Genomic DNA, 18,635 nt, shown 5'->3' on the forward strand with positions numbered 1-18,635 from the left:
TGAAAAACCCGCTCGATTTGTGCGTAACTTGCGAACAAGTCATAGGCATGGCGGGTATATTGCTGATAACTATAAAGCTAGACAGCACGGCTTGTAAAGCATTACTTATACATACCTGTAAAGCCAACACAGTATTTTGTAACTGCTGCTGTTGCCTAGTCTGGCATTTAAGCTTAGCTTGTCTGCTCATGAATCAAGCGCTCCTTACTCAAATTTCGTTTGCTTCAACGCCTCTGATGCTTTTTGTAGCGGGCTTTTTAGGGCTTGCTCTAGCTTACTCATGTATTGCAGATGCCAGGCGATGGACTGCGTCCATGTGTCTTGATTGAAGCCATCGACGGCCTTGGTAAACTGAATTCGGGATGATTTTCTGTCATCCATGCGTAACCACTCTAGCTTCTCACCGAATGTTTGCTCAATTTGTTCTTTATGCTGGACTAGATAATCAAACAAAAATTTATTTTCCTCTGTCACGCTGCGAGCAAGGTTAAGCGCGACCCATAACTCTTTTTGTAAAAAAAGCAATTGATACGGACAGCCACTTAAACCTGACCCTGCAGATAACCAGTGATCTTTACTTGGGCTAATATTGTTATACAGGGTGCAGTCACTTTTCTGGAAGGTCTCCAATAACTGCCCCCAGTATTCAAGTCGTACGTTGTGGCGATTTTTCAGCACTACTTCGGTGCTTTTCTCTTCAGCTTCCTTGACGCTGATTCCGATCATCAGCTCTTTCACTTCTGGCGTGGGAATAATCTGATCGATGTTAATCAGTAGCTGCTCACCTAGTGCATAAGGTGTGACTTTAAAACACTGAATATTAATACCCTGAGCAAGCAGCCAAAGTGCCGTGCTGGTGACTTCTTTACGGAAGTTAGCCGCAACAAGAATTAAACGTTGGCTGTTACCCAAGTTGAGCTTGACCTCATCAAGGTCAGGCGCATTTAAAAATTCACAGATACGATGACTGGCATTGACTGGTGCGGCGGGTGAGTCGGTATCGGTACAGGATGGCTCATACATATCAAGGTATTGCTGATAAATTTCGACAATTTGTGCCTTGCTGAGACTGGCGCAATAAGAGGCGTATTTAACCGCTTGCCACACCACATCGCGGCCACTGTCATCGAGTTTGTTTTCGATAATCACCAGATTACCGTCTTTATCCAGCGCCAGTAGGTCAAGGCGTTCACGGGTTTCGTCAAAGCCAGCAAACTCTTTCTGAATAATCAGCAGCTCTTCGCTCCCTAGCGCATTAGGTTTATGTGCCAGCCACTCTTGCAGGTGCTTGCGCTCAGAAAAGCCCAGCTCGTTAAAGCTTTTTGCCTTCACGGGTTTGATACGATTGTCTTGGCGACTAATGGTGAACACCTTATTTTGCTCCCTACTGCTTAAGAATAACCAGATGCTTCTTTTAGCGGCGCATCATTTAACTCAATGGCATTCATCTCTTCTTTTTGGAATTTTATTTCATCTATAGTACGGCTTGTTTGCTGGGCTCTAGCAAGGTATCTAAAACGGCGCAGCACCACCATAGGTAAAATTACATCACAGTATTTACCACGCACCTAAACATCACGCAAGCAATCGTCGGCAATGCTCCATATAAATGAAACGAGTTTGTTGTGTACGCCGTGATTCATGTTGATGCCTTAAGATATAGAGGGTCAGCTTATAATAGTGCTGCTTGGGCATTAGGTTTGGGGCGGGAACATGTCCCAGAGGTATTTACCTCGAAACCGCTTTTAAGCACAGCTTAGTGGCGGTAATTTCATTTAAGAGCATTACGCAATAAATCAGATAAACGAATAACGCCTAGTAGATGATGCTGATCATCGACCACAGGAATGTCTTCAACCCGTCTTTCTGCTGGCTGCTGAAAAAGATCATGACGATATAAGATATCATCTATTTTTTCATTATCACCAGCACACATTACCCTGTCACTCATATGATCTTCTACGCTACCCAAGGTAATTCGCTCAACCATTTCTCGCAAACTAAGGCTAGGGTTTAGCTTAGCCAGTAGCAAAGTTGTTACCTGCCAAAAACCTAAATGACCACGCACTTTCCCTTCATCATCCAAAATAAATAAATCACGTCCTTCTGGATCATCTAATTACAATAAAGCCGCATCTTTAAGGCTAGATTCTCCAGTTATCGTTAATGGCTTAACTGGATGAATTTTCAACCATTCACTTGTCTTCATTTACTAACCCTCTCTTGGTTATCAACTGCCTGCCCCAGCTCACCAGCTCGCGCCAAACCAAAACGTGTAGCCACTGCACCTAAGGTTTCAGTTAAAATTGTGCTAGCCGTAATAATATTAACCACTAGCAATGCTGAGTCTCCAAGGCTAGGTAGATTAGTTAACATTAATGCCATGCCTATGGCGACACCCCTTGTGGCAGCATCACCAAACCTACGTTATCGCTTATTACCCGCGGTGCTCCAGCCAAACGAGCACCCAACTTGGTTCCATAATTTGACCTGCAGCCCTTAATAAAAAATCAGGAGCAAAAGTGATTCCTGCCAATATATAGCCCACCACGCGTGGCATACGAAGCAGCTGACTAACCAGCACACCAAACATTAAGCCAGTTAGCATTAATAAACCTACCAGCAAAATTTCCATTTCAGCTCCTTAATTCTGAGTTGAGTGGTTGAACTCTACTGGCCTTTGCCACAACCCCGACCTTTACTTTGTCCTTTGCCGCGCCCTGTACCTTTACCACGCCCACTTAAGCCTCGTCCTTCCACACAACGTTGAAAGGCAGGAAGATGCCGCTCTTGTGATGCTCGTTGTAAATTTTCTAACACCATTAAAATATCGCCACGCTCAGTGGCTGCAAATAACCTTTCATAAAGTTCTGCATTAGCAATTTCATCTTCAACACCAGCCTCACAAGCTTCTTGTAAGCTAGTAAAGCTAGCAATTTTTCTAGGATAGGGATTATCAGGAATCGGAACCCCATAACGCACAAACAATCTTTTAAGCGCTTCTATATGCCGCCCTTCGGCATCACGAATATTGCTAAAAGGACGCACTTCACCAAAGTCATTCAGTACCTGATCGTAAGTCGACCAAGCTTTGTACTCATCATCTAGTGCTTCGTGTAAAGCGTTAATTTCTGTTTCTGATAAATTAGGCATAGTTAAACTCTCCCAATACAAGCAACCAAACAAAACACCAACTTAAATTACTAATATAAAATATACACTAGCACTTTAAACTAACTTTAGGACATTTACCTTCTTACTAAATAGTTTTGGCTAGGTAGCGTAGAATAGGCTTCTTTTTTATTATCGGTATCCTTATGAGTCTGTTTGCTAAGCCCCGTAAAAACTCAGCTAAAGCTAAAACCCCAGCTAAAAAACCTCAGCTGCCTAAAAATCCTACTATTCAAGATGAAAACTTAGCAGGCATGGCTATTTTGCGACTAAGCCATGAGGGCCGTGGTGTAGGCCGCAATGCCGCGGGTAAAACGGTATTTGTTGAAGGTGCTTTGCCGGGTGAACGGGTTACTTACAAGGTGCGCTTTACACGCAGCCGTTACGATGAAGCCGTTTTAGATAAAGTTCTACAACCTTCGCCGCAACGCCAAGAACCCAAGTGTGAACACTATGGGGTGTGCGGTGGTTGTAATTTACAGCACTTACAAACAGCAGCCCAAGTTGCATTTAAGCAATCACTGGTTGCTGAACTTATGCAGCAACCTGAAGAAACATTTCAGCCAGCCATTACCTCTCAGCCGTTTAGTTATCGTCGCAAAGCCCGCTTAGGTATTAAGTGGCGTAAAGACGGCAGCCTGTTATTAGGTTTTCGAGAAAAGTCATCGGCCTTTATTACCAATATTCTTCACTGCCCTATTCTTACTGAAAAGCTACAGCCTTTATTACCAGCCTTGCACAATTTTTTGCCCCGTTTAGAAGGTAAAAAGCATTTAGGGCACATTGAATTAGTAGCAGGTGAAAACCAAATTGGTGTGTTAGTGCGTTTACTGCGCCCTTTGGCACGTTTAACCCATAACGACCAAGGCTTATGGCAAACTTGGGCTAAAGAACAAGGCATTCTTTTATTACTACAAGATGAAGAGGGCTTTCATTCTTTAGACATTGAAACAGATGCTGATCTTGATAATCAGAATACGTCCAGTTTGTTTAGCTACCCACTAGAAGACCAAACCTTGTTTTTTGCGGGTAATGATTTTGTGCAGGTGAATGCCGCTGTTAATGAACAAATGGTACACCAGGCGTTAAGCTGGCTAGATTTACAAGGCAATGAAAAGGTTTTAGATCTTTTTTGTGGTTTTGGTAATTTTACCCTGCCCTTAGCTAAACAAACCTCACAGCTTGTAGGTGTGGAAGGTTCACCATCTTTAGTTGCTCGTGCCAAGGCTAATGCAAAACATAACCAACTCACTAACACCCAGTTTATTAGTGCTGACCTTAATTTGCCTTTAAAACAACAGGCTTGGCTAACAGAAGACAACAATAGTTGGGATGTGGTTTTATTAGACCCTCCCAGGGCTGGGGCTGAAGCTATCTGTCAACAAATAGGTAAACTGGACGTAAAGAAACTCCTGTATATTTCCTGTAACCCAGCCACTTTAGCTAGAGATTCTGCTCTGCTGTTACAAGCGGGGTTTGAACTAAGCAAGCTAGGCATTATGGATATGTTCCCGCAAACTGCCCACGTTGAAAGCATGGCTTTGTTTGTGCAGCCCTAGTCAGCTTAATGTTAGAATGCTGCGCTTGCTTATACTTAACTTATAAATAAATAGCCGGATAAACCCCATGCTGTTGATGATCGACAACTTTGATAGCTTCACTTTTAATATTGTGCAGTACCTTGCCGAGCTAGGTGCAGAGGTACGTGTAGAGCGTAATAACGCCATCACACTAGAACAAATTGAAGCCATGCAACCTAGCCACTTGGTTATTTCGCCTGGCCCCTGCACACCGAATGAAGCGGGTATTTCTGTTGCCGCTATTCAACACTTTGCTGGCAAAATTCCAATTTTGGGTGTTTGTTTAGGCCACCAGTCTATCGCCCAAGCTTTTGGTGGCCAGGTGGTGAGGGCACCTCAGGTAATGCACGGTAAAACGTCTTTAATTGAACACGAAAACACCGGGGTTTTTAGTGGCCTAGAAAACCCTCTTTTAGTTACTCGTTACCACTCCTTGGTGGTAGAAGAAGCTAGCCTTCCCGACTGTTTAGAAGTCACTTCGCGCGTTATAGCCGACGACCCAACACCCGGGCTAATTATGGGCATTAAACATAAAACGCTAGACATTGAAGGGGTACAGTTTCACCCAGAATCAATTATGTCGCACCAAGGCCACCAACTATTAAAAAACTTCTTGGAGAAAAAGAATGGATATGAAGCAAGCCATTGACGCTATTTCACGTTTTAAAGATTTATCACGCGAAGAAATGCACGATGTAATGCACTTAATTATGACTGGGCAATCGACCCCCGCCCAAATGGCTGGCTTTTTAGTTGGTTTACGCATGAAGGGCGAAACAGTCGAAGAAATTACTGCCGCTGCTGAAGTCATGCGTAACCTTGCCACCCCAATTAATATTGAATCTGAACAGCTGGTTGATATAGTCGGTACGGGTGGTGATGGTGCTAATCTGTTCAATGTTTCAACCTGTACTTCCCTCGTTGTTGCTGCCGCAGGTGGCAAGGTTGCTAAACACGGTAACCGTTCTGTATCTTCTTCTAGTGGCAGTGCCGACCTATTAGATTTTGCAGGTGTCAATCTAAACCTTACCCCAGACCAAGTTGCCCGTTGTGTTAACGAGATGGGTGTAGGTTTTATGTTTGCACCCCAGTTCCATACTGCCATGAGACATGCTGTTGCTGTTCGTGGTGATTTGGGCATACGCACTATTTTTAACACCCTAGGCCCACTTACCAACCCTGCAGGCGCCAAACATCAACTACTCGGTGTTTATACGGCAAAATTAGTTAAGCCACTAGCCAAGGTGTTAGGCAATCTTGGTCTAACCCATGCACTGGTTGTGAGTAGTGACGATGGCTTAGATGAAATTTCAATTGCTGCACCTACCCATGTTGCTGAGTATCGTAACGGCCGAGTCATTGAGTATGTTATTAAACCTGAAGATTTTGGCCTACAACCTCATTCACTCGACCCCTTGCGTGTTAACTCATCAGAAGAATCCTTTAACCTAGTTAAACAGGTTCTAAACAACGAACCAGGGGTAGCTCGTGATATGGTACTGCTCAATGCTGGTGCAGCGCTTTTTGCTGCTGATGTAGCTGAATCAATTATTGAAGGTGTAGCTATGGCACAAGATGCATTGGCATCGGGCCAAGCTGCTGAGAAACTAAAGGTTCTGGTGAATTTCACCCAGAGCCTTGCCTGAAAAGGGTTTTAATTATGTCGAATGACACCCCCACTATTTTAAAGAAAATTGTACAGCGCAAACATGAAGAAGTGGCAGAGCGCAGCCAAGTAACGCCTATAAAAGAACTTTATAAAACAGCAGAAAAGGCTAGGTCTCCACGCCTATTTACTCAAGCCATGTTAGATAAAGCCGCTACAGGTCAACCAGCTGTTATTGCAGAAATAAAAAAAGCTTCTCCTAGTAAAGGCATACTGCGTGAAAACTTTATTCCTGCTGAAATAGCCTTACGTTATGAAGACTGTGGTGCAACTTGCCTATCAATTTTAACTGATAGAGACTTCTTTCAAGGGCAAGAAAAATTTTTAATGGAGGCCCGCGCAGCTTCTAGCCTGCCAGTTATACGCAAAGATTTTATCGTTGATCCTTACCAAGTGGTTGAAGCACGCGCTATCAATGCAGATTGTATTTTATTAATTGCTGCTTGCTTAACTGATAAGCAAATGAGTGAACTCAACTTGTTGGCTCATGAGCTAGGCATGGATGTATTAATAGAAGTACATAATCGTGCTGAGCTAGATCGTGCGCTACAAGTTCCCAACCGTTTAATTGGTATCAATAACCGTGACCTACATACCTTTGAGGTAAAGCTAGAACACACATGGGACTTGCTACCCTTTATACCAGAAGACAGGTTGGTGATTACTGAAAGCGGTATTTTAAACCGCGAAGATGTAACGGCTATGCAAGCCCATCAAGTGAATGCTTTTTTAGTGGGTGAAGCCTTTATGCGAGCAGAAGACCCAGGCAAAGCTCTAAAAGAACTTTTCTTTTCTTAAGTTGCCTTTCATTCACTTGTTTATTGACCTGAGTCAAACTTACCTAAGCTCTTCTTGTTAGGCTGGGAATAGTGATCTAAATGTTTAATATATAGCATTTTTTCAATCTATCTCTCTATCTCGAGGAGCCTCATCCATGACAAACCATCCTGCTGACCCTAGTCGCCGTGGTTTACTTAAAGGCATGGCTGGAGTTGCTGCTCTAGCTTCTGCACCTTTACCTTTTCAAAAAGCTCAGGCTAACACCAACCCATCCGCTAGCCATTCACCCGCTGGTCAATTTGATGACACAACTAAGCGTACTTGGAGTGCTTGTACGGTTAACTGTGGTAGTCGCTGCCCCTTACAAATGACCACCCAAAATGGTCAAATTCTTTATGTAGAATCCGATGACACAGGCACAGATACCTACGGCGAAGACCACCAAGTAAGAGCCTGTTTACGTGGTCGCTCTATGCGCCAGCGTGTTTATGCACCAGACCGCTTAAAGTACCCTATGCGTCGTGTAGGTAAGCGTGGCGAAGGTAAATTTGAGCGTATTAGTTGGGACGAAGCTTTTAAAGACATAGCCGACAACCTCAAACGCATTAGTAAAGACTATGGCAATGAAGCCATTTACTTAAACTATGGTACAGGTACTTTAGGTGGCACAGTCACTAAATCTTGGCCACCTGCCGGCTCGCTTATTGCCCGCTTAATGAATTGCCACGGTGGTTACCTAAACCACTATGGTGACTACTCCACCGCACAAATTGCGGCTGGCTTAAACTACACCTACGGTGGTTGGGCTAGTGGAAACAGTATTTCAGATATCGAAAATACTAAGCTAATTGTTCAGTTTGGTAATAACCCTGCAGAAACTCGTATGAGTGGCGGTGGCATTACCTATTATTTGCAAGAAGCAAAAAAGCGTTCTAATGCACGTTTAATTGTGATTGACCCGCGCTATACAGATACTGCGCTAGGTAAAGAAGATCAATGGATTCCAATTCGACCAGGCACTGATGCTGCCTTAGTCAATGGTCTAGCTTATGTAATGATTACCGAAGACTTGGTTGACCAAGCTTTCTTAGATAAGTATTGCGTAGGTTACGATCAAAAAACCTTACCTGCAGATGCGCCAGCTAATAGCCATTACAAAGCTTATATTCTAGGTGAAGGTGATGACCAAACACCTAAAACGCCTGAATGGGCAAGCCAGCACACAGGCATTCCTGTAGCCACTATAGTTCAGCTAGCGCGTGAAATTGGCCAAGCCAAGCCTTGCTACATAGCTCAAGGTTGGGGACCACAACGTAGCCGTAACGGTGAAAACATTTCTCGTGCCATTGCGATGTTGCCGATCCTTACTGGTAACGTAGGTATTCAAGGTGGTAACAGTGGAGCGCGTGAGTCTAGTTATGCCATTCCTTTCCAGCGCTTCCCAACTCTGAGTAACCCTATAAAAACCAGCATTTCCATGTTCACTTGGACAGATGCTATTTTGCGTGGTGAGGAAATGACTGCCACTGCCGATGGTGTACGCGGCAAAGACAAACTTGATGCACCCATTAAGTTTATTTGGAACTACGCTAGTAACTGCTTAATAAACCAGCACGGTGGCATTAACCGTACTCGCGAAATTCTAGGTGATGAGTCTCGCTGCGAAATGATCGTAGTAATAGACAACCACATGACTTCAAGTGCTGAATGGGCTGATTTAGTCCTACCCGACTTAACCACCTCCGAACAAATGGACTTTGCTGCCGATGCAAACTTCGGCAATATGAACCTAGTTATTTTCTGTGACCAGGTCATTAAACCACTTTTTGAGTGTCGCTCCATTTACGATATTTGTAGCGGTGTGGCTAAAGCCTTAGGTGATTACCAAGGCGAATCAGTTTTCGATAAGTTCACTGAAGGCCGCACTCAAGAAGAATGGTTAAGGCATATTTACGCAGTGACTCGTGCTAAAGACCCTAGCTTCCCTAGCTTTGAAGAGTTCCGTGAAATGGGCATCATTAAGCGCCGTGATCCCAATGGCCACTTTATTGCCTATAAGGGTTTCCGCGATAACCCTAAAGCCAATCCCTTAAGCACGCCCACTGGCAAAATTGAAATCTACTCGCAAGCCTTGGCTGAGATAGCTGCCACTTGGCAACTGCCGGAAGGCGATGCAATTACCGCCCTACCCGAACACGTTTCTACCCTAGATGGTTGGGACGATGAAAAACGTAAAGAGCTTCCTTTACAATTAATTGGCTTTCACTATAAAGCACGTACCCACTCAACTTATGGCAACGTAGAACTACTTAAAGCGGCTAACCCACAAGAGGTTTGGATTCATCCCCTAGATGCTGATTCACGTGGCATTAAGCATGGCGATCTGGTTAATCTAAAAAATGATTACGGTGAAACCTTCACTCAAGCCAAGGTTACTCCTCGTATTATGCCGGGTGTTGTCGCCTTATCAGAAGGCGCTTGGTACCAACCGAACCAAAAAGGTGTAGATACCCAAGGTTCGTTTAACGTACTAGCAACCCAAGCTCCCTCCCCTTTAGCCAAGGGCAACCCATCACACACCAACTTGGTAGAAATCAAGTTATTGGCTGCTAAAGCTTAATTAGCAGAGTGACCCTTTTGTAGGAGGAGAGAAAGATGACTCAACAACACGGTTTTTATATAGATACTGAAAAATGCACGGGTTGTAAAACCTGTGAACTCGCTTGTAAAGATTACAAAGACTTAGGAACAGCAGTTAATTATCGTCGAATTTATGAGTACACAGGTGGCGACTGGCATCAAGATGCTGCTGGCTGTTGGATTCCCGATATTTTTTCTTACTATGTTTCTATGGCTTGTAACCACTGCAACAACCCTGCCTGTGCAAGCGTTTGCCCAACGGGTGCTATGCACAAACGTGACGATGGTTTCGTACTTGTAGCAGAAGACATTTGTATTGGCTGTCGCCATTGTGAATCGGCCTGCCCTTATGGTGCGCCACAATACAATGCTGAAAAACGCAATATGACTAAGTGCGATGGTTGTTATGAGCGGGTAGGCGAAGGTAAACAACCCATCTGTGTTGAATCTTGCCCACTTAGAGCCATCGATTTTGGCCCTATGGATGAGCTAACAGAGAAGTACGGCTATCAGCGTGATATAGCGCCTTTACCGCCTTCGCATTTAACTCAGCCTAATTTAATTATTCGTTTAAACCCTAATGCTAAATCAACTGGCTCTCGTGCTGGCAAGTTAGCTAACCCGCAGGAGGTCTAACCATGGCTAAGGACTTTCCCCTAGTAATCTTTACCCTGCTGCAACAAATGGCAACCGGTGGTTTTATTATTTTAGCTTTGCTTTTATTAACCAAAGCCATCGATCAAAATAATCGCTTACAGCTTTCTAAGCGGTTGCTGGTTATTGTCATTTTAAGTGGCTTGGCTCTGATGACCTCAACCCTGCACTTAGGTCACCCTTTCCGTGGTCCTAACGTGCTTTTTGGGTTAGGTCGTAGTTGGTTAAGTAATGAAGTCATTATTACTGGTTTATTCTTTGGCTCAGTTGCCAGCTATTGGTTGATGTCTTGGCGTTTTCCAGAGTGGGCTAACCTTAAGCAACTTAGCCTAATTGTTGGTCTGCTTAGTGGGCTAGCTGGGCTGTCTGCTATGTCGCTAACCTACATGATTTACACAGTGCCCGTTTGGGATACTTGGCATACCGCCGCTAGCTTCTTTACTACGGCATTAACTGCAGGCGCACTACTGGCCTTGTTAATTTCACAATCACTGGCAGGTGAGAAACCAACTCAGTTTATTCATTTAGTAGGTTTAATTGGGCTGATAAGTTGCGCCTTAGTAATGGCAATGCAGGCACAATACTGGGGTGGTGTTAGTAGTGCAGTTACCACACCAGTAGAACAGTTTCCTGGTTACGCTAGCTGGATGCTAACCCGCGCTGCTTTGCTACTTTTAGCTGCTTTAGTTTGGCTGGCAGTTTTAATCACCCGCAAGACTTCTTCTTTCGTTATATTCCTCACCTTAGCCCTAGTGCTAATTGCTGAAGGTATGGGGCGTGTAGTATTTTACGGCGTACACATGACAGCAGGGCTATAACTTAAGTGAATCTATCTTTACTAAACACTCTACAGAATGAAGCTCATGCGCTAGGTGCACTGTTTTATTACGGCCCTAGCCATGAGGCTAGTGAAGGGTTGTTTCAAGCAATAAACGAAGGCAGCATTTCAGAGTTCTTACCCAACCTACCTGTCAATGAATGGCAAGCTGCCCTAGCTGAACCCGATTTACACTCAGCTTGGCAAGCTAGCTTTTACGGCCCAGATTTTTTAGATGCACCACCTTGGGGTTCAGTTTATCTTGATCCTGAAAGGGTTGTTTTTGGCGTGTCACTCATTGAGTTAAGGTCATTCCTTAATGACCTTAAGCTAGAGCTAACTACCGATATGAATGAGCCAGAAGATCATTTTGGTTTATTATTATTGCTAGTTGCACAACTTGCAGCAGAACAGCAAGCCAATCAATCTAAGGAAGTCTCTAACCCACTTGTCCAGCTTCTAACAGTTCACCTTTTACCTTGGAGTGAGCGTTACCTTAGCTGCCTATCGAATAGTGCCGAACATCCTTTTATTAAATGCTTAGCTGACTACTCAAGGTTACGCTTAGTTAATTGGCAAAAAGAACTGAACCTAAAGCCAATTATTAAAGATTTATATTGGCCAATAACCTAGTGTGTTTTTAAAATACAGGCCTTAAAGACAGGTCTCTAATAACTAGGTTCATACCCTCTGACTCAACCAAGCCTTTTTCTTCTAAGTCTTTTAAAACACGACCTGCCATTTCTCTAGAGCAACCTACGAGTTGCGCTATTTCTTGCCGTGTAATACGTACCTGCATTCCATCTGGGTGAGTCATAGCATCTGGCTGCTTGGCTAGCTCTAATAAAGTACGAGCGACTCTGCCTGTTACATCTAAAAAGGCTAGATCACCCACTTTTTCTGTGGTTGCACGTAAACGGACTGCTAGTTGGTTTCCTAATAAAAACCAAAGGCATTGCTGTTCTTTTGCTAAGGCTGTAAAGCGCTGATAGCTCATTTCTGCTAATTCACAATCGCTTTTAGCTCTAACCCAGGCGCTACGACTATATATTTCATCAAACAAGCCTAGCTCACCAAAAAACTCGCCTTTATTAAGGTAAGAAATGATCATTTCTCGACCCTGTTCATCTTCAATGTAAACTGCCACACTGCCTTTAAGAATATAATAAACAGAATGTGCATCTTCGCCTGCATGAATAACAAGCGATTTTTTGTTATAACGTCGCTTATGCGCTTGCTCTAAAAATACGGCTAGAGCTTCTTGTTTAACATCTGCATAGGGCGAGTTCATGTACTTTCCTTCCATGTTTTTATAAAATTTGAAATGCAATAACACCCTAAGCCAATAAGCCTAAGGTGTCACGAGAATACAAAGCTATCTTTGGGTAGTTACAGAGCATGTAAGTCTGCAAGCTGTAAATTAAGAATAAGTATAGATGGTAATAGAAATTTTACACCGACGGAGATCACAAAATGCAAGCAAAGGTTAAATGGACAGACGGAGTACAGTTTGTCGCTGAGTCTGGTTCAGGTCATGCTCTAGTTGTAGATGGTGCCGCCGAAGCAGGTGGGCGCAACACAGGGCCAAGACCCATGGAATTATTGTTAATGGGACTAGGTGCTTGCAGTAGCTATGATGTGGTATCTATTTTAAAAAAATCTAGACAAAATATTATTGATTGCCAAGCTTCTGTTGAAGCCGAAAGAGTGGATGCTGTGCCTGCTATCTTTAGTAAAATACACCTGCACTTTGTTGTGACAGGTAAAGACTTAAAACCGGCCCAAGTTGAACGTGCAGTTAGCTTATCTGCAGAAAAATACTGCTCTGCTTCTATTATGCTGGGCAAGGGTGGCGTAGACATTACTCATAGCCATGAAGTGGTTGAAATCTAAACTAGTTAACCCCTAAAAAACTTAAATAAGACCTTCTTAGCACTAGCCAGAAGGTCTTTTTTAATACTGCTAAGAGAAAGTAAGTGGACGCTCACCTTGCTCATCACGAATGTTAGTTGTTAAACCCATTTGATTGAGCAGGTTTAAAAAAGGTGTAGGTGGCAACTCTTCTACATTCACCATCTTCTCTACATCCCAAATACCTTGAGCAACTAAAATGGCCGCTGCCACAGGTGGCACACCCGCGGTATAAGAAATACCCTGAGAACCCACTTCGTTATATGCTTCTTTATGATCTACAACATTATAAATAAAAACTTCATGCTCTTTACCATCTTTTTTACCTTTGACTAAATCACCAATGCAAGTTTTCCCAGTGTAGTCAGCTGCTAAAGATGTTGGATCTGGCAGTACCGCCTTTACCAGTTTTAACGGTACAACTTCTAAACCCTCTGCTGTTTTAACAGGCTGCTCTGATAACAAGCCTAAACTATTTAAAACAGTAAACACATTAATGTAATGCTCACCAAAACCCATCCAAAAGCGTATATCGGGCACATCAAGGTTTTTAGATAAAGAATGAATTTCATCGTGCCCTGTTAGATAGCTAGTTCTTTCACCCACCACTGGCAAGTCATCGGTACGCTTCACTTCAAACATTTTATTTTTTGTCCACTGGCTATTTTGCCAGGACCAAACTCGACCGGTAAATTCACGGAAGTTAATTTCTGGGTCAAAGTTGGTTGCAAAATAACGGCCATGGTCACCCGCATTAATGTCAATAATGTCGATAGAGCTAAGGGTATCGAAGTAGTCTTGCTTGGCTAAGGCTGCATAGGCATTCACTACACCTGGATCAAACCCAACACCTAAAATGGCGGTAATTTTTTTCTCTGTACATAGCTCTTTACGCTTCCATTCGTAATTGCCATACCAAGGTGGCTCTTCACAAATTTTGTTTGGCTCTTCGTGGATAGCTGTATCTAAATAAGCAGCACCCGTTTCTATGCAGGCACTAAGAACGGACATATTAATAAAGGCTGAACCAACATTAATAACGATCTGAGATTGGGTTTCACGAATTAAAGCAGCTGTAGCAGCTACATCTAAAGCATCCAATGCATAACACTGAATTGTTCCTGCTAGCTTCATGCTGTCTTTTTCTACAACACTTTTAGCGATGGCTTCGCATTTTTCTAAAGTACGAGAAGCCAAAGCTATCTGGCCAAGAAGATCGTTATTCTGCGCACACTTATGTGCAACAACCTGGGCGACACCACCAGCACCAATAATCAGAACGTTTTTTTTCATTTTAGGTCCAACTCCACTTTAAATAGGGTTCAAGCAGGGCTCAGGAGAGCCCTTGCACAAAGTCGTTGTAAGTGAACTCCTTAACGAGCTCTACACAACCATCTAGCTGCTTAATTGCAATGGCAGGCATTTTTACACCGTTAAACCAATTTTTCTTAACCATCGTATAACCAGCTGTATCTTGAAAAGACAGCCGATCACCTATTTGCAAAGGCTTTTCAAATTTAAACTCACCAAAAATATCACCAGCTAAACACGATTTACCACAAACCATATAATCATGCTCGCCTTGATTGGGCAGCAGTTTGGCTGCTTCACGGTAAATAAGCAGGTCTAACAAGTGGGCTTCTATTGAACTATCAACAATTGCCAGATGCTTACCATTAAACAAGGTGTCTAACACGGTGACTTCTAAAGAACAGCTATTGGTAATCGCTGCTTCACCCGGTTCTAAATAAACCTGTACGCCCCAAGTTTGCGCGAAGCTTTTAAGGCGCTGGCAGAAGGCATCTATTGGGTAATTTTCACCCGTAAAATGAATACCACCACCTAGGCTGACCCATTTCACTTGCTTTAGTAGCTCACCAAAGCGGGCTTCAATACCCGTTAACATTTCATCAAAGCGTTCAAAGCTATCGTTTTCACAATTATTGTGGAACATAAAGCCAGAAACTTTATCAATAACGGAGGTAATTTTAGCTGGGTCGTGTTCACCTAAACGGCTAAAAGGGCGGGCAGGGTCGGCTAGACTAAACTCGGAAGTGCTAACGCCTGGGTTAACTCGCAAACCTCGCGTATGCTCACGGGAGACGCTTGCAAAGCGTTCTAGCTGACTAATCGAATTAAAAATAATTTTGTCGCTGTTGGCTAAAACTTCAGCCATTTCATTGTCAGCATAGGCGACACTATAAGCATGGGTTTCGCCAGCAAATTTTTCACGGCCAAGTTTTACTTCAAAAAGTGAGGAGGAAGTGGTGCCATCCATATAGTCTTGCATTAAATCAAACACAGACCAGGTGGCAAAGCACTTAAGTGCTAGAAGGGCTTTAGCGCCTGACTGCTGACGAACATAGGCAATTTTTTCCATGTTCTTTAGCAATAGGCTTTTATCAATTAGGTAATAGGGCGTTTTTAGCATCGCAAGCCTCACACTTAAACCCAGCTTTAAACTGGGTTTAAGCTTAGTGTTAGCAAAGCGCGCGATTATATACGATAAACACTCTTAGTCATTACTTTTGATACTAATGACATGGCTTTTTTAACTGGGGTAGGAAACTCTATACCACCAGCACTTAAAGCCCACTCAGCATGCTGCGCTTCATCTTCATGCATTTGGCGCAAGATAGCCCGAGAACGCTCATCTTGTGCAGGCAAAGACTCAAAGTGCTCTTCTAAATGCTGGCACACTTGATCTTCAGTTGCCGCAACAAAACCTAAGCTGTATTTATCGCCTGCTAAACCTGCCGCCGCACCTATACCAAAAGATAAGCCGTAAAAGATGGGGTTAAGCAAACTGGTTCGGCTATCTAGTTCTTGAAGGCGCTGATCGCACCAGGCTAGGTGGTCTATCTCTTCTTCAGCCGCTTGCGTCATTTGTTCGCGCACTTCTTCCAATTTAGCCGTTGCCGCTTGGCCTTGATAAAGTGCTTGAGCACAAACTTCACCTGTGTGGTTAATACGCATCAAACCTGCCGCATGGCGACGCTCTGCATCGTCCATATCAGCTTGTTCATGTCCTAATGCTGGGTTAGGCCTGTGAGGCTGAGCCGCTTTAGGCACTAGGGTACGCAAAAGCACATCAAACTGGCTAATCAATTGATCAACCTTGGTTTCTTGTCTGGGAAGAGACATACCACCCTCCTGATTTAAACCTTACCAAGTTAAAGCAACACCTAGCTGCTTTAACGTATGGCGAGCAATCATTTTTTCTTCATTGGTCGGAATCGCAAATACCCTCACTCGGCTATCATCAGCAGAAATCAGGTATTCGTTAGCCGCGTTACGCGCAGGGTCTAGTTTCATACCTAACCAAGCATTTTCTTTAACCACAGCTGCACGCAAATCAGCATCGTTTTCACCCACACCGCCAGTGAAAACAAACACATCTAAACCACCTAAAGCCGCTGCTAAAGAGCCTGTTTCACGTGCTATACGATAAACCAGCATATCAATGGCTTTTTTAGCCAGTGGGTCGTCTGATTTTTTCAAGGTTAGCATGTCTGAAGAAATGCCACCCGAAACACCAAACCAGCCACATTCTTTGTAAAGGAAGCTTTCTAACTGCTTAGCGTCCCAGCCTTTTTCTTGCATAAGGTAAAGCATAACACCTGGGTCTAGCTGACCAGAACGCGTACCCATAGGCAAGCCTTCTACAGCAGTAAAGCCCATAGTAGAAGCTAGGCTTTCACCCTTAGAAATAGCACACATAGAACTACCCGCACCCAAATGGGCAACCAGTAGTTTTTGTTTGGCTAGATCAGCATCTAAGCGCTCTAACTTGTCATGAATGTATTCATAAGACAGACCGTGGAAGCCATAACGACGAATACCTTCTTCGGTGAGTTTTTGAGGAATCGCAAACTCACGCGCTACAACAGGTGTAGTGCTGTGGAAGGCAGTATCAAAACAGGCAACCTGAGGGCTATCGGGTAAAAACTCACGGCAAAGGTGAATCAGCTTAAGGTTATAGGGCTGATGCAAAGGTGCAAGCGGAACAAGTGTTTCTAAAAATTCGAGAACCTCTGTATCAACCACTACTGGTTCAGCATAACGATCACCGCCATGCACAACCCTGTGACCTACCCAAGCTACTTTAAAGTGGGGCGTGTTGGTTTCTATCCACTCTAACACCACTTTTAATGCACTGGCGTGAGCTTGCTGATTAGCTACATCTAGCTGTTCTGCTGTTAAGGTTTCTTTGTCGACAAGAATGCCATCTGGATTAACACTATGGTCATAAATTTCTAAACGGGCTGGGCCAGCCAAATTGGCAACTTTAACCCGAAAGTGCTGATTAATTTCATCGCCCTGCACATCAAACAAAGAACATTTTAAGCTTGAAGAACCAGCGTTGATAATCAACACCATATTAGTTTTAGCGGTCATTATTTACTCCAGACGACCCAGTTTACGTGCAACCATAACAGCCACTGCACAAGAAGATAGACGCTCAAGAGATTTAGCCGCTCGACTAGTTAAGATAACTGGCACACGCGCACCCATAACAATACCGGCTGCTTTTGCACTGGCTAGGTATTGCAACTGCTTAGCAAACATATTCGCCGACTCTAAATCGGGCGCCATTAGAATATCAACATCGCCAGGCACTTCAGACTTAATGCCTTTGTCTAAGGCTGCTTCTAAAGAAATAGCATTATCGAAAGCTAAAGGACCATCAACAACTGCGCCTGTAATTTGTCCACGATCAAGCATTTTACAAAGTGCAGCAGCATCTAAGGTTGATTGAATGTTTGGCTTAATTTTTTCAACAGCAGAAAGAATGGCTGCTTTAGGCATTTCAATACCTAAAGCGTGAGCACAATCGATAGCATTTTGTAAAATATCACGCTTTTCCATTAGTTTTGGCGCAATATTAATAGCTGCATCGGTAATGAATAATGTTTTGTGGTAACTAGGAACGTCCATTACAAAAATATGTGAAAGACGACTTTCGGTACGCAAACCATTTTCTTTGGCAACTACCGCGCCTAATAACTCAGCGGTCGCTATAGAACCTTTCATCAGTGCGTGCACTTCACCACACTGTGCCATTTTTGCTGCTACATGGGCCGCTTCATGGCTGTGCTCTGTATTAACAATTTTGTAGTCTTTTAAATCTAAACCTGCTTCTTCAGCAACAGCACGAATTTTTTTCTCTGGACCTACTAGAAAAGGAATAATAATAGTTGCTTCAGCTGCTTCTATAGCACCTTGCAGACTATTGACATCAGTAGGGTGCACCACAGCGGTTGGAACCGGCGCTGCATCCTTGGCTTGCTGTAAAATAGATTCCAAACGAAAGTGTTTTACATCCTTATCTTTCGGTGCGTGAGGTGCTAATACCTTCTTGATTGCATCATTCATGTTTCTAGGATTCCTCAAATTTAAAAAAACTACTTTTACT

The 18,635-nt window shown here is 43.5% G+C and carries 21 protein-coding genes; 9 read left to right on the forward strand and 12 right to left on the reverse strand.

What is annotated here, in order from left to right; genetic code table 11:
* Window positions 1–204: 204 nt before the first annotated feature.
* The 6 genes from BP27_RS0102175 to BP27_RS0102200 all read right to left on the reverse strand — a co-directional run bounded on the left by BP27_RS0102175 (window position 205) and on the right by BP27_RS0102200 (window position 3,153).
* Entirely contained in the window at window positions 205–1,371 is a 1,167-nt protein-coding gene (locus BP27_RS0102175; protein WP_027850149.1) for a DUF4268 domain-containing protein, read from the reverse strand.
* A gap of 20 nt (window positions 1,372–1,391) precedes the next feature.
* Complete coding sequence (locus BP27_RS16915) at window positions 1,392–1,568, reverse strand: hypothetical protein (protein ID WP_245597801.1); 177 nt, start codon at window positions 1,566–1,568, stop codon at window positions 1,392–1,394.
* Window positions 1,569–1,771: 203 nt separating this feature from the next.
* The gene (locus BP27_RS0102185) at window positions 1,772–2,086 is read right to left on the reverse strand and encodes a CBS domain-containing protein (protein ID WP_027850150.1); all 315 of its coding nucleotides are present in this window, start codon (window positions 2,084–2,086) and stop codon (window positions 1,772–1,774) included.
* A 119-nt stretch (window positions 2,087–2,205) separates the two neighbouring features.
* Window positions 2,206–2,376 (reverse strand): hypothetical protein, encoded by a 171-nt coding sequence (locus tag BP27_RS17090; RefSeq protein WP_211251269.1) that lies wholly within the window; start codon window positions 2,374–2,376, stop codon window positions 2,206–2,208.
* Between the two features lie 61 nt (window positions 2,377–2,437).
* Window positions 2,438–2,635: a hypothetical protein gene (locus BP27_RS0102195; RefSeq protein WP_027850151.1), complete on the reverse strand. Its 198-nt coding sequence runs from the start codon at window positions 2,633–2,635 to the stop codon at window positions 2,438–2,440.
* A gap of 35 nt (window positions 2,636–2,670) precedes the next feature.
* On the reverse strand, window positions 2,671–3,153 hold the full coding sequence (locus BP27_RS0102200) for a ferritin-like domain-containing protein (RefSeq protein ID WP_027850152.1): 483 nt from the start codon (window positions 3,151–3,153) through the stop codon (window positions 2,671–2,673).
* Between the two features lie 164 nt (window positions 3,154–3,317).
* Here BP27_RS0102200 and rlmD point away from each other — a divergent pair, with 164 nt between their 5' ends.
* From rlmD to dmsD, 8 genes are all read left to right on the forward strand, one after another.
* Complete coding sequence (gene rlmD / locus BP27_RS0102205) at window positions 3,318–4,730, forward strand: 23S rRNA (uracil(1939)-C(5))-methyltransferase RlmD (protein WP_051610154.1); 1,413 nt, start codon at window positions 3,318–3,320, stop codon at window positions 4,728–4,730.
* 67 nt (window positions 4,731–4,797) lie between these two features.
* A complete protein-coding gene (locus tag BP27_RS0102210; protein ID WP_027850154.1) occupies window positions 4,798–5,400 on the forward strand; it encodes an anthranilate synthase component II in 603 nt (200 codons plus the stop codon).
* Entirely contained in the window at window positions 5,378–6,397 is a 1,020-nt protein-coding gene (trpD, locus tag BP27_RS0102215; protein WP_027850155.1) for an anthranilate phosphoribosyltransferase, read from the forward strand. Before BP27_RS0102210 ends, trpD begins: the two co-directional genes overlap by 23 nt.
* A 14-nt stretch (window positions 6,398–6,411) precedes the next feature.
* Window positions 6,412–7,215: an indole-3-glycerol phosphate synthase TrpC gene (gene trpC / locus BP27_RS0102220; protein ID WP_027850156.1), complete on the forward strand. Its 804-nt coding sequence runs from the start codon at window positions 6,412–6,414 to the stop codon at window positions 7,213–7,215.
* 136 nt (window positions 7,216–7,351) lie between these two features.
* Entirely contained in the window at window positions 7,352–9,817 is a 2,466-nt protein-coding gene (locus BP27_RS0102225) for a DmsA/YnfE/YnfF family dimethyl sulfoxide reductase (protein ID WP_027850157.1), read from the forward strand.
* A gap of 35 nt (window positions 9,818–9,852) precedes the next feature.
* On the forward strand, window positions 9,853–10,473 hold the full coding sequence (locus BP27_RS0102230) for a DMSO/selenate family reductase complex B subunit (RefSeq protein WP_027850158.1): 621 nt from the start codon (window positions 9,853–9,855) through the stop codon (window positions 10,471–10,473).
* Between the two features lie 2 nt (window positions 10,474–10,475).
* Complete coding sequence (locus tag BP27_RS0102235; RefSeq protein WP_027850159.1) at window positions 10,476–11,309, forward strand: dimethyl sulfoxide reductase anchor subunit family protein; 834 nt, start codon at window positions 10,476–10,478, stop codon at window positions 11,307–11,309.
* Window positions 11,310–11,314: 5 nt separating this feature from the next.
* Window positions 11,315–11,941 (forward strand): Tat proofreading chaperone DmsD, encoded by a 627-nt coding sequence (gene dmsD, locus BP27_RS14920; RefSeq protein WP_051610155.1) that lies wholly within the window; start codon window positions 11,315–11,317, stop codon window positions 11,939–11,941.
* Between the two features lie 7 nt (window positions 11,942–11,948).
* On the opposite strand, the gene crp is transcribed toward dmsD, so the two are convergent.
* Window positions 11,949–12,599, reverse strand: coding sequence for a cAMP-activated global transcriptional regulator CRP (crp, locus tag BP27_RS0102245; protein WP_027850160.1), 651 nt, complete (start codon window positions 12,597–12,599; stop codon window positions 11,949–11,951).
* A gap of 182 nt (window positions 12,600–12,781) precedes the next feature.
* Here crp and BP27_RS0102250 point away from each other — a divergent pair, with 182 nt between their 5' ends.
* Window positions 12,782–13,201 carry an OsmC family protein gene (locus BP27_RS0102250; RefSeq protein WP_027850161.1) on the forward strand — a complete coding sequence of 140 codons (420 nt, stop codon included), beginning with the start codon at window positions 12,782–12,784 and terminating at the stop codon, window positions 13,199–13,201.
* 69 nt (window positions 13,202–13,270) lie between these two features.
* On the opposite strand, the gene BP27_RS0102255 is transcribed toward BP27_RS0102250, so the two are convergent.
* From BP27_RS0102255 to BP27_RS14925, 5 genes are all read right to left on the reverse strand, one after another.
* Window positions 13,271–14,512 (reverse strand): saccharopine dehydrogenase family protein, encoded by a 1,242-nt coding sequence (locus tag BP27_RS0102255; protein ID WP_027850162.1) that lies wholly within the window; start codon window positions 14,510–14,512, stop codon window positions 13,271–13,273.
* Between the two features lie 40 nt (window positions 14,513–14,552).
* Window positions 14,553–15,650 carry a carboxynorspermidine decarboxylase gene (locus BP27_RS0102260; RefSeq protein ID WP_027850163.1) on the reverse strand — a complete coding sequence of 366 codons (1,098 nt, stop codon included), beginning with the start codon at window positions 15,648–15,650 and terminating at the stop codon, window positions 14,553–14,555.
* A gap of 65 nt (window positions 15,651–15,715) precedes the next feature.
* On the reverse strand, window positions 15,716–16,363 hold the full coding sequence (gene coq7 / locus BP27_RS0102265; protein ID WP_027850164.1) for a 2-polyprenyl-3-methyl-6-methoxy-1,4-benzoquinone monooxygenase: 648 nt from the start codon (window positions 16,361–16,363) through the stop codon (window positions 15,716–15,718).
* A gap of 21 nt (window positions 16,364–16,384) precedes the next feature.
* Complete coding sequence (locus BP27_RS0102270; RefSeq protein WP_027850165.1) at window positions 16,385–17,617, reverse strand: acetate/propionate family kinase; 1,233 nt, start codon at window positions 17,615–17,617, stop codon at window positions 16,385–16,387.
* A 3-nt stretch (window positions 17,618–17,620) separates the two neighbouring features.
* Window positions 17,621–18,595, reverse strand: a complete 975-nt coding sequence (locus BP27_RS14925) for a bifunctional enoyl-CoA hydratase/phosphate acetyltransferase (RefSeq protein WP_051610156.1) — start codon at window positions 18,593–18,595, stop codon at window positions 17,621–17,623.
* Window positions 18,596–18,635: the final 40 nt, after the last annotated feature.

Origin of the sequence: Marinospirillum insulare DSM 21763, assembly GCF_000686905.1 — a bacterium.
GTDB lineage: Bacteria > Pseudomonadota > Gammaproteobacteria > Pseudomonadales > Halomonadaceae > Marinospirillum > Marinospirillum insulare.